The organism is Paenibacillus solani (genome assembly GCF_050475945.1).
In the GTDB taxonomy this organism is placed as follows: domain Bacteria; phylum Bacillota; class Bacilli; order Paenibacillales; family Paenibacillaceae; genus Paenibacillus_AQ; species Paenibacillus_AQ solani_A.
Window position 1 is genome coordinate 15,640 of sequence record NZ_JBCMXJ010000028.1, and the last position, 14,109, is coordinate 29,748.

Annotated in this window: 11 protein-coding genes; 4 read left to right on the top strand and 7 right to left on the bottom strand. The window is 40.8% G+C overall.

What is annotated here, in order from left to right; genetic code table 11:
- Positions 1 to 693 precede the first annotated feature (693 nt).
- Positions 694 to 2,088 (top strand): helix-turn-helix domain-containing protein, encoded by a 1,395-nt coding sequence (locus tag ABEQ74_RS28980; protein ID WP_430125660.1) that lies wholly within the window; start codon positions 694 to 696, stop codon positions 2,086 to 2,088.
- A gap of 455 nt (positions 2,089 to 2,543) precedes the next feature.
- Positions 2,544 to 3,875 carry a helix-turn-helix domain-containing protein gene (locus tag ABEQ74_RS28985; protein ID WP_430125662.1) on the top strand — a complete coding sequence of 444 codons (1,332 nt, stop codon included), beginning with the start codon at positions 2,544 to 2,546 and terminating at the stop codon, positions 3,873 to 3,875.
- A 288-nt stretch (positions 3,876 to 4,163) separates the two neighbouring features.
- Here the strand turns inward: ABEQ74_RS28985 and ABEQ74_RS28990 are convergent, their stop codons facing one another.
- The gene (locus tag ABEQ74_RS28990) at positions 4,164 to 4,658 is read right to left on the bottom strand and encodes a hypothetical protein (RefSeq protein WP_430125664.1); all 495 of its coding nucleotides are present in this window, start codon (positions 4,656 to 4,658) and stop codon (positions 4,164 to 4,166) included.
- Positions 4,659 to 4,932: 274 nt separating this feature from the next.
- Here ABEQ74_RS28990 and ABEQ74_RS28995 point away from each other — a divergent pair, with 274 nt between their 5' ends.
- Together ABEQ74_RS28995 and ABEQ74_RS29000 are read left to right on the top strand one after the other, a co-directional pair.
- Positions 4,933 to 5,280, top strand: coding sequence for a helix-turn-helix domain-containing protein (locus ABEQ74_RS28995; RefSeq protein WP_430125666.1), 348 nt, complete (start codon positions 4,933 to 4,935; stop codon positions 5,278 to 5,280).
- A 75-nt stretch (positions 5,281 to 5,355) separates the two neighbouring features.
- Complete coding sequence (locus ABEQ74_RS29000) at positions 5,356 to 5,604, top strand: helix-turn-helix domain-containing protein (RefSeq protein WP_430125668.1); 249 nt, start codon at positions 5,356 to 5,358, stop codon at positions 5,602 to 5,604.
- A 69-nt stretch (positions 5,605 to 5,673) separates the two neighbouring features.
- On the opposite strand, the gene ABEQ74_RS29005 is transcribed toward ABEQ74_RS29000, so the two are convergent.
- From ABEQ74_RS29005 to ABEQ74_RS29030, 6 genes are all read right to left on the bottom strand, one after another.
- On the bottom strand, positions 5,674 to 5,949 hold the full coding sequence (locus ABEQ74_RS29005; protein WP_430125670.1) for a hypothetical protein: 276 nt from the start codon (positions 5,947 to 5,949) through the stop codon (positions 5,674 to 5,676).
- 147 nt (positions 5,950 to 6,096) lie between these two features.
- Positions 6,097 to 6,435: a hypothetical protein gene (locus ABEQ74_RS29010; RefSeq protein WP_430125672.1), complete on the bottom strand. Its 339-nt coding sequence runs from the start codon at positions 6,433 to 6,435 to the stop codon at positions 6,097 to 6,099.
- Between the two features lie 798 nt (positions 6,436 to 7,233).
- Positions 7,234 to 10,215 (bottom strand): type I restriction endonuclease subunit R, encoded by a 2,982-nt coding sequence (locus tag ABEQ74_RS29015; RefSeq protein WP_430125674.1) that lies wholly within the window; start codon positions 10,213 to 10,215, stop codon positions 7,234 to 7,236.
- Between the two features lie 10 nt (positions 10,216 to 10,225).
- Complete coding sequence (locus ABEQ74_RS29020; RefSeq protein ID WP_430125676.1) at positions 10,226 to 10,813, bottom strand: DUF4145 domain-containing protein; 588 nt, start codon at positions 10,811 to 10,813, stop codon at positions 10,226 to 10,228.
- On the bottom strand, positions 10,810 to 12,117 hold the full coding sequence (locus tag ABEQ74_RS29025; protein ID WP_430125678.1) for a restriction endonuclease subunit S: 1,308 nt from the start codon (positions 12,115 to 12,117) through the stop codon (positions 10,810 to 10,812). The genes ABEQ74_RS29020 and ABEQ74_RS29025 overlap by 4 nt, the downstream gene beginning before the upstream one ends.
- Complete coding sequence (locus ABEQ74_RS29030) at positions 12,105 to 13,940, bottom strand: type I restriction-modification system subunit M (protein WP_430125680.1); 1,836 nt, start codon at positions 13,938 to 13,940, stop codon at positions 12,105 to 12,107. The genes ABEQ74_RS29025 and ABEQ74_RS29030 overlap by 13 nt, the downstream gene beginning before the upstream one ends.
- Positions 13,941 to 14,109 lie beyond the last annotated feature (169 nt).

A 14,109-nucleotide genomic window follows, 5' to 3' on the forward strand; every position in this document is an offset into this window, starting at 1 on the left:
GATAGATAGCTAACTGAACTGAAAAAGCATAATGACAATGATCATATAGACTCAGATGAAGATCACCCGTAAGGGGTGGTCTTCTATTTGTTTTGAACTTTGATAATTCCTGATAAATATGTGGTAGTCGTATTAAATTTATATTAGTTGATAGATACCCTGGTGTTCACCCAGCTTTGTATTTATAATTACACTGCCATTTTTTTTCTGAATATTTGATCTTTGCCATTTTCCACAAACACCATGTCAGGATTCAAATCCATCAAAATATTGCCGAATATATTAAACAACACCTCCACTCTAAATAAGAGGAAACTAAATCGGCTGCCTTTTCTCTTTTTTGCGAGTTACAAGCGGACAATACAATAACCAAACAACCCATGACGGCAACGTATCGCCAAGCTTTAATATTATTCACCTTCAATTCTATTATATTGAGAATAAAAGTTATTAACGGTCTCTAAATAATAAAGTGTAGATAGATGTATCTACTTCGCTCTCTAATGTAATATCAATTAAATGTATTTTCCTAACATGAGTTATGTGCCGTAAATGAAACTCTTTGGGCTTCCTCTCGTTACAATTCCGCAAAATGAAAACCATTCCCAGCAAATTTATTTGACCAATGGTGTATTTATGCATTAGATTAATATTATAAACTATTTTCCTGAATATGGAACATGGATCTGGAGGGTGATAGCATTGGCTCCTACAGACATCTCAATCAGCACTGAACTCGTTAAATACATAGAAAAAGAAAATTTAAGCATCTCTTCTTTTGCGAACCGTGCAGGAATTAATTCCGGAACGCTCAGCCGTTTCATTAACGGTCAACAACCATTATCCGTTTCTGGCCTTGATTTATTAACTGAAGCGATGAACCTTGAAGAAGGTTACTTTTATACTGCCTACGCTAACGAGTCGTCCCTCAACTGGAGGCGACTTGGTCCTTTTATTATGAGATGTGCTGAACTCGGTAAACTCGATTGTATTACTCAAATTGTAGATATGATGGTTGATGTCCAGACTTATGCTCCCCAACTATTTGATAGTGCAGAAGTGTTATACCATAAAGGTAACCTGGCAGCGGCACTGATCATCTACAAGAAAGTAGCAGAAGGTGAGAAATATCAGAATTCTGAACGATTGGGTTGGTGCCAATATCGCATCTTTACCTGTTCGTTAAACTCCGACCAAGAAAACAACTTAAACTGCACCATCCAGTTTGAGGCCTATGTTCAAAGGCTTCCGGAAGCCGTACAGTTGGATGCTCTAGAAGACCTAACCAATACTCTACTTTCCCTTCAAAAATGGGATAAAGCTAAACACTATGCACGGGAAATGGGGAGAATTTCGAGATTTCTTTATACCGTACATAATCATAAAAAAACTAAAAGTAAGAAGACAAATATACCTCCTAAAAAATCTTTATTCGGTTATATCCTCTACTCTGATTTGATACTAGGCTCAATTGCAGCAGAACAATCTAATTTTGATGAAGCTTTATTTTATGTTTCCTGTTATGAAAATCAATCATGGATTGTGGAATCAGATGAAGTTTCTGAGAATATTAAGAATAAATTTATCAGATGGGCTAAAGGTAATCGCTATCTATATCAATTAATGAATGGTAACTTTCAAGTAATCGACGAGTATATTGAGTATATTTCTTCTCTTGACAATGAAATATTAAGAGCACTCTTTAGAATTGTACACGCAGCTATTGTATATCATTGGAATATTGATAAATATCTAGAACAATATGAGAGTATTATAAAAGAGCATTATGAACAAGGATGCGTGGTAGGAGACTATAATCATCAAATAATAAATGATCGGTTTGCCAAATTTCTCGCCGAAATTGGTGAATATTATATAAATCAAGGGAATATCCATAAGGGCACAAGATATATATTGGATAGTTTAAATATCTCGTATAAAATTAATAATACAGCTAATATAGTAAAGTGCTGTTCGACAATCGAATATATTCGGCATGAGATCGACCCGTTAGATCTACTAAGATACTCCCAATTAATGAAGGAGGTTTTTAATCGTAATGAGAAAAAAGTGGGCGAAAATTCTTAGCTTCATATGTGCATTCGTATTTATTATCAATTTAACTATTCCTCCCAAAGAGGAGCAATTAAAGCCACTTTTTCCTCCCCACATAATTAAAGCAAATAGTCATGGTGAGGGTGGGGGCTGGTAATATCCTGAATTACATCCTTGAAGGAGGTGGCTCTTATGCTGCCTCCTTTGTCATTATCTTGTTTGCGCCAATTTCTCCGCATGCTCCTTCCGAATCTTCATTCATAAATCCCTTCAAATCTCGAAATGATTGCCGCTTAAATTATTCTTTAGGAACCAGCTTGTATCTCCTTCTTTAACCGTCATCATACTATAAAGTTATTGACCCATCGTATATCTATACATTAACTTACTTATATAAGTTATATACCCAAATATGGCATATGCGGATTTGGAGGCGGAGATCTTTGGTACCTACAGACAGAACGGTTAGTACGGAGCTATTGCGTTACTTGAAGAAGGAGAAACTCAGCATTTCCTCTTTTGCGAATATATCGGGAATCAATTCGGGAACCCTTAGCCGCTTCCTCAATGGGAACCAGCCCCTTTCCATTTCAAGTCTGGATTTAATTACTAAAGCTATGAATCTGGAAGAAGGATTTTTTTATCCTCTATATATAAATGAAGAATCAACACCGAACTGGAGACGACTTGGACCGTTTATTAGACGATGCGCCGAGCTAGGGAAACTCCACTGTATCGATCAAGCTGTTGGATTGACCGTAGAGAACCCAACTTATTCATCCTTACTCTTTGATAGCGCTGAAGCACTATTCCACAAGGGCAATCTGGAAGCTGCTCTGATTATATACAAAAAAATTGCCGAAAGTGAAAAACACCAGCATGCTGAACGATTAGCTTTGTGTCAATACCGGATATTTACTTGCTCTCTAAACTCGGACCAGGAAAATAATCTGAACCATACCATACAATTTGAACCTTATGTCAAGCGACTACCTGAAAGTGTACAATTAGATGCGATAAAAGACTTAACCAATACGTTGGTGTCCTTACGTAAAGGGAATAGAGTGAAGTACTATGCTCAGGAAATGGGACGCATCTCCAGAATGCTGTACGCACAAAAACATAATCATAAAAAGCCACATAGGAAGCCTATAGAGCCAGCCAAACCGTTGTTTGGATATATTTTATACTCTGATTTGATGTTAAGCTCCATAGCTGCTGAAAACGATGATTATGATCAAGCACTCTATTATTTATCCTGTTATGAGGATCAGAGCTGGATTGTAGAATCAGATGAAGCCTCCGAACGTACCAAAGAGCAATTCCGTATATGGGCTAGATGTAACCGTTATCTATACGAACTAATGAAAGGTAACATAGACTTACTTGAACCATACATCGAGTATATCTCCACGAGGGAGAACGAAATATTGAGAGCTTTATTTGGTATTATCCAAGCAGCTAATATGTATCATTTTGAAATTGATGAATATCTCGAAAAATTTGAGTATATGATCAAGGACTATCTCAAACAACGAGAACCGGTTGGCACTTATAAAAAGAAAGTAATTGATGACCGCTTTGCTAAATTCCTTACGGATGTCGGCATGTATTATATACGGAAAGGTAACATTCACAAAGGATCAAAATATATACTGGATAGTTTAGAATTCTCATACACCATCAATTTTGAAATTAACATCGTAAGATGCTGCACAACCATGGAGCATATTCAATCTATGCTAAATCATGATGATCTACAAAGGTATGCTGCAATACGAAATCAATTAAAAGTTAGTGGTGTTCTTATTCATCCTTAGCTTTACGGAGGCCTTAGTTGCCAGTAGCTTAACTGCAGCCTCGCATTTTATTGATCTGATATCTGTGAACTAGAGAACAGAGAGAAGAGCCCGGGCTAATGTAAAAATCATTAGCCTGGGCTCTTCATGTTATGTTCTCTATTTTGCCGATACCGACTTCCGTTAATTCTCAAGTCAAAATAAAGTTACTAAATTATCTTTTGTGAATGCAATTTGTAAACTCTCTGACACCCATCGTAATGACTCCTCTTATGTTCCAACATGCTTTCAATATTTAAATGCATATCTTTAAAAAATCGAGCGATACAACTCAGAAGGATTGGATGCTACTCTAGCCGATAGGTGAATCAGCACATCGTCCACGCGGTTCAAAAGCTTCTGAAGCTGCGAGGCGTCCATGTGTTGAAAAATTAAAGCATCATTGCAACCGACCAAAAAATTAACAGTATCAATAAACATCACCTTATCCAAATCCGGGATAGAATTCTGTCCCGTTAGCTGGATGACATCCTGAAGTGAAAAGTAAGATGAAGGAAATATGCAATTATTCTCCTTCATATATAATGCCTTGAGCATGCATCCTAAAGCGCGGTCACTAAACAAGATACATACATGAGCTGAGACCGGATGCATCATCCGGGCTGCTGAGTTCATATAGATCTGTACGAAATGCTGCATCTTAATCATTGATTTGGAATGGATAGTAGATTCCTGAATTTTTAACAGCCTATCTTTGTTATCTTTGCTATCTCTGCATTCGTCGATGGAGGTTAAATGATTCACTTCCGTCAACTCCTATTCGGTTATTGGCGATATCCCAGCTGGACTGAATTCCTTTATCGGATTTTCCAAAATTGCAGGTGCATAAGAAGTAGTTCTAGCTCAGTTCATCAAAAAGAAAAAACATATAGAAATAAATACTCACTTAGGATGAATAAATAAATACAAACTACACACAATATTACCGTATAGTAGTAATTTAATCAAATAACTCATTATCTATGTATTATTATGAATCAAAACATTCCCTACACTTCTATTAAAGAGAGGTGTAACTATGCCTGATGTCTTAAAATTAGTCGGAGCGCGTATAAAGGATCTTCGTAAATTAAGAGGATTATCTCAAGAAGCATTAGCAGAAAAGGCTGGCTTCAATATAAGTTATATAGGTTTTATTGAACGAGCCGAGCGTAATGTTTCCATGATGAATCTAGCGAAGATTGCTAGTGCATTAGATGTTGGAGTGTATGAGCTTTTTACATATTTGAAAGAACAAGAAGAACTGCCTGAGGAATCGAGTATGAAAGATATTATCTCTTTACTAAGAGAACGAGACCCGAAGGATATTGAGATGGTCCGAAATATACTAATTGAAATATTTCGGCGGATTGATGGAAATAGCTAAAAAAGCTGATCGGGCTCCGATCAGCTTTTTTAGAGTTATCACCAAAGATTATAAATTCAATTAAGGAGTTATAACGTGGCTAATCATAATGATAAATCCATAGAGTTCTATCCTTCGGCAGAGCTCTTCGAAATATTCGTAAAGAAAAAAAAGCTCACTCAAGATGAGCTGAGCCTCTATTCTCGTGTCAATCGTTCTTATATTAGTGAGCTAGAGAACGGCGAAAAAGCGCCTACTTTGCTAACGATTACTGCATTAGCAAGGGCGCTTCATGTTAAGGCTTCGGTTTTGATTGAGGGGTATGAGAAGGAGCTGGAGGATTAAAACGTTCTTCTAGTTTGCTGTAGGTTTCTAGACCTCTCTATCCTTCCACTTCTTGTCTGTCCCCTCAATCTATATTTGTACTGAAAAATTTGTTCGAAATAAAGGCAAGTTTCTTGCCTTCCCCATCTCACTCAGCAGATTTCCCATGCTTTCTCGCTGAAAGGACACCAGGTATACGACCAACAGTTCATCTGTATCCTCTTCGGCGGATACATCGAGTTCAAACACGATCAACACATCGTCCTTAACATAAATTCTCCACGCATTCAGCTCTGATCCCTCTTCCATCTCATGCTCAGTTTCATCCAGAAGCATGTATCTTCGGTAGTCGGATAAGTTCCACATGCTCTCATCGAATACGGTAGCTGATCCTCAACCGCCAGCTGAACGAATGCCTTGCCAGCGAGAAAGCGTTGTAGTGATCGATTTTCAAGCTGCCAGTCGGGTGTGTTCCACGCGCACAGATAGATCGATGGATCTTCCTCCTCCAAGTCACGAATTCGAATCCCGTAATATATCACGGATTCCTCTACTTGATAAAAGACCAGAAAAGCCTTGTCCGTCGTAAAACCGTGTCGCTTCAGGATTGAACAATTCATGTAACAGCAGCGGTTCATATTGATTATTGCACCCTTGGGTAATATATGGGGATTGTCCCAAGGTTTTATAATAATTCCGCAGCACAGTCGGTAATGATAAGCCCAGGCTTCGTTCCTTTTGCTGAATATCTGCCTCTGGAATGCCGTGGGCTGCCTTATGATGTTCTCCCAGTACACGGAGAAGCGCTTCGATCTTCGCTCCCCCAAAATCTCTAATATTCTTCTTCTCCATAGAAACCTTAGAATACAAACCAAATAGTATACGATAATTCCCCAATCATTTAACTGCGATCTCTCGTTAAACATCTGGAAGCAGGTAGTTTTACGAAATTAATCAATGTTGATAGTGACTTTAGCAAACATTAAAATCATTTAAAATAAATTTAACTATTATTTCATTTAGTATCGTATTTTGCACATTTACCCAATCAAGCAAAACTAATGAGGCGATTATATTAGCCCCTGGGATATGAATTGAAGCCAAATTAAGTTCTACAACATATATCCCATCGAACAATCTACTTCCCATTTCTAGAAGAAGGTTTCTTCCAATAATAAAAGAAAGTTTGAATTCATCGAATCCTCGTAAGACATGCTGTCACGAAATGAATAATCAATGTGTCCATCCTTAATGTAGAAACATTCAGAAAGTTCAAATACTGAGTGTCAACAGCAAACTTAAATAATAAATTTTAAATTTTCTTATCAAATTCAGTTTTTTTATTTTCAATTAATTTAGTAATCTCATTTAGCAATGTTTTATTATAATTCATTCTAATCTTAGACTCTTCTGGAATAATATACGCCTTACCAAACTGCTTAATTTTCATTAATATAATTAATAGTGATAAATAGAGCTCATCATTAGAAAATGATTTGTTACATTTTTGACAGGTGGGCACTATTCCAAGATTATTAGGATATGGTTTAACAAGAAGTTCTTTGTGTGAACAGTTTTGTTGGCCAACATTGGTCTAGTGGTTACAAACTTATACTTTAAAAGCCCCACATCTTGTATTGTACCTCTTCATCACAGGATATTTGACTTGCGCTTTAAACCGTCGTCTGCCTCTACATAAGACTTGCCTTCGGTGTTATAGGTCACATTAAACACCATATCCGCCAGCCACTTCTTGAAGGACGGATTGTCCGTAAATTGCTTGAAAAGTTCCATGTTATCCGACATGACGCCGAGGATTGCCGTTTGTAGGGCGCGGTCACTTTCCATGCGGGCGTTTTGCTTGTCGGAGTTTTTCATGGCGTTCTGGTACGCCTTATCTTGCGACACCATGCCGGGGATGCGCTGAATCTGAGCCCGAACATTATCTGCGTCTTTCCAGTCAATATTGCCAAATAGATCATTAAATGTAGACAGAATGTTGGTGAGTAAATCAAGCTCGGACGCTTGATTGCCTCCGGTGGCGCCTGTTGGTACTGGGTCAACTTCTGCGTTGGAATCCTCCAACTGGATAGAAACCATAGCCTGAGCCTCGGCTCGGTAACTGTCAAGGTCGATTGCTTCCAAAATACCTGCCGATAGATCTTCTTCTATGGGCGAGGGAAGCTTGGGCAGTAGTAGCCTTAGGAAGATAGCAAGTTTTTCCCATTCGGCATTGCCGTAGGGTAAGATTGCTCCCAAGAAGCCATATGTACGCACAAATCCCTTGGCAGAACCTTTGAACTCCACCTGAGCGTCCTCATCTAAGCCTTTGTACAATGCGGCGCAGGCATCCAATATAGGGTCGAGCTTTTCGCGCTCAGCGCCGTTGAGGTACAGCTCAATAAAGTTATCAACATGGTACCCTGTATAAACCTGATGCTGTTCCATGGCTGCAATCAAGTCGTAGAGTTTGTTTGGATCGGTTTCGTTTGACAGAATCGTTGTGCGGTAATAGCGCGAGAACGACTCTTGAATATCATCCGGTTCGTTGGCAAAGTCCAAAACAAAGGTGTCATGTTTATCTGGATGAGCGCGGTTCAAGCGCGATAGTGTCTGAACCGCCTTGATATCTGTCAAAATCTTGTCCACATACATGGTATGAAGCAACGGTTCGTCATACCCTGTTTGGAACTTATCCGCAACAATTAAAAAGCGATAAGGCTCTGTTTTAAAAGTCTTTTCAATTTGATTGCTGGGGAATCCATTAACAGTAGCCTCGGTCAGCGTTTTTCCGTCATACTCCTTCTCCCCAGAAAAAGCGATGATGGCTTTATATGGACTCTTCCGTGCTGCAAGGCGACGGGTAATGGCGTAGTAATAATCAATTGCCCGTTCGATGCTGGCGGTGACCACCATGCAGCGGGCTTTACTGCCGATTTTCGCCTTGGAGATAACCTGCTCATGGAAATGCTCCACGATGATGTTCACTTTGGTGCTCAACGCAAACTGATCGCTCTCGACAAAAGCGCGGAGGCGTTTCTGAGCCTTTTTCTTATCGAACATTGGGTTTTCGGTGATGGTTTTTGCCAGCTTATAATAGCTCTTAATAGGCGTGTAATATTGCAGCACATCCAAGATGAAACCTTCTTGGATTGCCTGTTTCATGGAATAATTGTGGAATGGAGCGTGTTTCACCGTGCCATCCGGCTGAGGAACAGGAACACCGAACATCTCCAGTGTTTTGTTTTTCGGCGTAGCGGTAAAGGCGAAATAGCTGGCATTGGTCAGCATTTTGCGTCCTTCCATTAGACGGTTGATTTTATCTTCAGTATTATAATCAGGGGTATAGTCGCCGCCAAGGGCAATGTTCATGGAAGCGGACATATTGCCGCTTTGGCTGGAGTGCGCCTCATCAATGATAATGGCAAAATTGCGTCCCTTGTGAGCCGTGCCGATGTCCTCTAAGATGAATGGAAATTTATGAACGGTGGTTATGATGATTTTCTTACCACCGGCAATTGCTTTACGCAGATCTCCAGAATGCTCCGCCCATGCCACAGTGTTGGAAACCTGCATGAACTGCTTGATTGTATCACGGATTTGTTTGTCGAGGTTCACGCGGTCGGTGACTACGATAACCGAGTCAAGGATGTTCCCTCCATTACGCTCCAAGCCCACAAGTTGATGTGCCAGCCACGCGATGGAGTTAGACTTGCCGCTCCCAGCGCTGTGCTGGATTAAATACCGTTGTCCCACGCCGTTCGCCTTTACATTGGCAAGCAAAGACTTAACCACTGTAAGCTGATGATAGCGCGGGAAAATTTGCGTATATGATTTCGCCTTGGTGTCGGGATCAACCCGTTCCACCACTTGAGCGTAATTTTCGATGATATCCGCAAGCTCTGACCTCGTGAAAATCTGCTTCCACAGGTAATCGGTCATAATTCCGTCGGGGTTCGGCGGGTTACCTGCGCCGTCATTATAGCCTTTGTCAAAGGGCAAGAACCATGAGTTTTTGCCACTTAATTTTGTGCAGAATTTCACTCTCGCATCATCTACAGCAAAATGAACCATGCACCGTTTGAACGTAAACAACAGTTCCTTCGGGTCACGGTCGGTTTTATACTGCCAAACGGCGCCATCTACGTCTTGGTTGGTCAGCTGGTTTTTCAACTCGCAAGTGATGACGGGTAGACCGTTGATGAAGATGCAAAGATCCAACGCAAGAGTAGTGCTATCCTTAGAGTACATCAATTGGCGTGTTACACTGAAGACGTTCTGCTCGAACAGCTTCTTTGCCGCCGAATTTTTGTCAGACGGGGTCATATAAAACATAACAAGGTTCGCGGGGTAAATCTTCACGCCGTTGCGAAGCACATCAATTACACCGCGCTTGGCAATTTCCCCGCTTAGGCGGTTGAGAAATTGATTGTATTTTTGTCTACTTTTTTTAATTCCAAGCAACTCCATTTGTTCAGGTTGAGTTGCTTCTAAAAAGCGAAGTAGACGGGCTTCGTCAATGGCATATTCGCGGTTATAGTCGGCATTTTCGCCTTGTTCAAAGCCATTTTGCACGACAAGGTAATTTATAATTAGCGATTCAAATCCCTGTTCATTTATGTTAGTTTTCATGAAATCCCTCCTATTGCGCCATTTGTGGCAATTCATAAACATTAATCAACAGATGCTTAATGAAAATTATCGCCAATTTAGCCTCGTCTTCAGTTGCCTCGTCTAATTCATGTATATACTGATTGCCCAGTTTTCTTATTTTATCTACCCAAGTCCGATTGTGTCGTGATATATAGCCTTGGTTCTCCAAATAGTCTATGTATTTAACAAAACTAAGATTTGATGTTGCCCCTAAATCTGCTGCTATGTGCATTATCATTGTGCGGGCAACCATTATGACCGAATAATAGCAATCACTTGAAAAAGATTTTCTACACTCACGATACATTTTTTCTATTTTTACAGGCAAGTGCTGAATATCTTCAAACGGCAAAAACTGTGATTGAGGTATTATTTTCCCGTCAACTCCAATCGTTATGGGCATATAGCACTCTGGGCACTTGAAAATTTGATATTTAATTGCACCTGTATCTACATCAAATATTCTTGTGTCAGAAGTAGCACGAACTTTAACATTACAATATGGACAACTAAGAGTTTCTTCTTTTTTATCTTTTTGTTTAACCTTTTCCCACTTCCATTCTTTTATTGCAATCAACAAGAATCCTCCTCCGTTTTTTCTACATCCTCATCAGATTCTTCGATATCTTCCGTAAATTCGGTCATCTCCTCATACTGCGGTACTTCTACGCCACGCACATCCATTTTACCGGTGACAACGTCGGAGATGAGGCGAGTGCGATATTCATGGAGGAGGGCGATTTGGGTGTTAATTTTTTCAATTAGTTTATTGACGCCAACACATTGGGAATCAAGTTGTACAACGATGGATTGCTGTTCGGTGATGGGAGGAATCGGAACTTGTATTTGTAGAAATTTATCTATATTCACAACCTTTCTAAGTCCAGAGTATAGCGGCTTTAACCCTTTAACATCATCGATTGCGATGAAGTAGTACTCGAGGAACTTAGGTTCGATGTCACTAATTGAAAACACATCATATGCACCAGTAATCATTCCGTCATTTTTGGATAAACCAACGGTGCGTGGCGTTTCATCGACATCAAATAAGCAGAAAATTATCTGACCAGCACGGACTACCTTATATGTCCCAAAATCGCTCGGAAACTTGCCCTTGCCTGTGCTAACGTCGCGAATAATCACACCGCCTTTTGTGAGAGAAAGCAAATCAAATTCGGCAGACTTATCACCTACAGTATCCTTGCTTTCCGTTAAGAATGTTTTCAGTCTGCGAGTTGACCACGCATCCCTCATTACCGCCTCATTCACCACCGCCCGTTTATGTTCCTGCAACAGCGCAATTTGCTTTTTCTTGGCGTTGATAATACGGTTTATCTGCGACACTTTCCAGTCAAGGAAGCGCACTATCTGATCTTGTTCATTCCGCAGAGGGCAGACAAAACGCATATCAAGAAATCGATCTGGATAGAGTCTCAATCGCGAAGAATTAACGCCTGTCGATCTGCGATTATATTCAGCTTGGTAGACTTCTGTCCTTAAGAGATAGTCAAGGTAATTCGGATTATATGTCTCGTTAATTGGCTTATACACTCCGTATGATGGGCTTACGATTCCTTCGTATTCAGATACCCCCATAGCAGCCATCCAAGCCCACATTGTATTGATAGCAATATACCCTGGTCTGCACAGTTTTTGCCCAATATTGGTTTCAGCAACAAACATATTAACGTTTTTTTGGCTGCGAGGCGTCACACCTGTAATGTGTGATACTGATAGCATTTCTTCATCGCCAGTTATTGAACGCTCATCGACTTCAACGAATGAATGTTTCATTCGTTGTTCTCCCCAGTGCGCTGGAATAGAACCCATGTCTGGCAGATAAGATGCCTTATACGAAGGGTACAACTTCATTCGCTCCATACCAACACCTCCTCAAGCAGCCCATTTGTCTCCGCTTCAAGCGCACGAATATCGGCGACAATCTCGGATTGCTCACGCAGTTGTACAGGCTTATAGAAATGCTTAATGAAACTAATCTCATAGCCGATCTTGGTCTGCTTTTCGTCCACCCATGCATTAGGCACATAAGGCAGCACTTCCTTAGCGATAAACGCATTAATCCCGCCCTCGTAGTCCAGTGGAATCTGCTCAGTATCGGTCAGTTTTTTATCGGCGATGAACTTCCCCTTTTTGTCTTGCAAAGGCTTACCATCCTCACCCAACTGTGGACGTAAAACTGTGACTTTGTAGTAGCCAAATGCACTGTTATCAAAGATTTTGCTATACTCGTTCTCTTCAAAGTTTAAGAACAACTCAATAATTTGGCGGCGTATACCGTCTTTGCCCCCTGTCAATTCGCAATTTTTCTTACCGAGATTTTTACGCAGCGGAGATTTCAAACTGGTTGCATCAATCAATTGAATCTTGCCTTTTCGATTTCCCAATTTGCGGTTAGAAAGTACCCAAATAAACGTGCCGATGCCCGTGTTGTAGAACATATTTTCCGGCAGAGCGATAATCGCCTCCACCAAGTCGCGCTCAATTAAGTAGCGGCGGGCATTACTTTCGCCCTGTCCGGCATCTCCAGTGAACAGGCTCGATCCATTATGTACCTCGGCAATGCGACTTCCAAGTTCCGTGGTTTCCTTCATCTTGCTGACATTGTTGAGCAGGAACAGAAGCTGACCGTCACTGGTACGCGGAATCATGCCAAAATCAGGAATTCCTGCAAAATTGGTGACAAATCGTGGATCCTGAATGCCCTTCTTACCGCCCATCTTTTCAGCATCACTTTTCCAGCTCTTACCGTAAGGTGGATTGGAAAGCATAAAGTCAAACTGACGACTTGGAAAACCATCAGAAGAAAGCGTAGAGCCGTAGGCAATGTTGTCCACCTCTGCCCCACCACCTTTTAAAAGCATATCAGCTTTTGTAATGGCATAGGTTTCGGGGTTGATTTCCTGCCCAAAAAGGTGGATCGACACGGTGCGATTGTTGCGCCGTGCAAGCTCGTGTAGACGGTCTTGGGACACCGTGAGCATACCACCTGTGCCACTTGCGCCGTCGTACACCGAATATGTAGAGTCCTTGATTTGATCCGCGACAGGCAGGAAAATCAAGTCTGCCATAAGTTCCACTACATCGCGTGGCGTAAAGTGTTCACCGGCTTCCTCATTGTTTTCCTCGTTGAAGCGGCGGATTAACTCTTCAAAAATTGTCCCCATTGTATGGTTATTCAGTGCGGGCATACGAATACCGCCGTTGTCATCTAATAACGGGAACGGCGCAAGGTTGATGGTCGGCGAAACAAATTTTTCAATCACCGCGCCGAGGATGTCAGCATCCACCATGGTGTCAATTTGGTTACGGAATTTGAACTTGTCCAATATTTCCTGCACATTGGGCGAAAATCCGTCCAAGTAGTCAATGAAGTCGGCTTTCAACTTCTGCTGGTTGGCGCGACTGGTTAAGTCGCGAAGGCGAAACTCTGACCCATTGCAGAAGGACTGCTTGGCAGTATTGCACAGGGCTTCTGTTTGGTTGGTAACACCTGCGTTGTCAAGTATCTTTTTCATTTTTAGAACTTCATCTTTGGTTTCCTCAAGCACTACATCCAAACGGCGTATAACAGTCATAGGCAATATAACATCGCGGTATTTGCCGCGCACATAAACATCACGAAGGCAATCGTCGGCAATGCCCCAGATGAAACTTACGATTTGATTATAAATTTGATGGTCCATTTATTCTTTCTCCTCCTTATCGGATTGTGATAAAATCTCCGTTATATCCTCAATCCCGCGCATATTTTAACAAGTGCATCTGTTTTCGCCCTTAGTAAGCTTTGTACCTAATAAAGTTAAATCAGCCACATTGTCAATTAATCTCTTAATGATTTCTACACAAGAATCC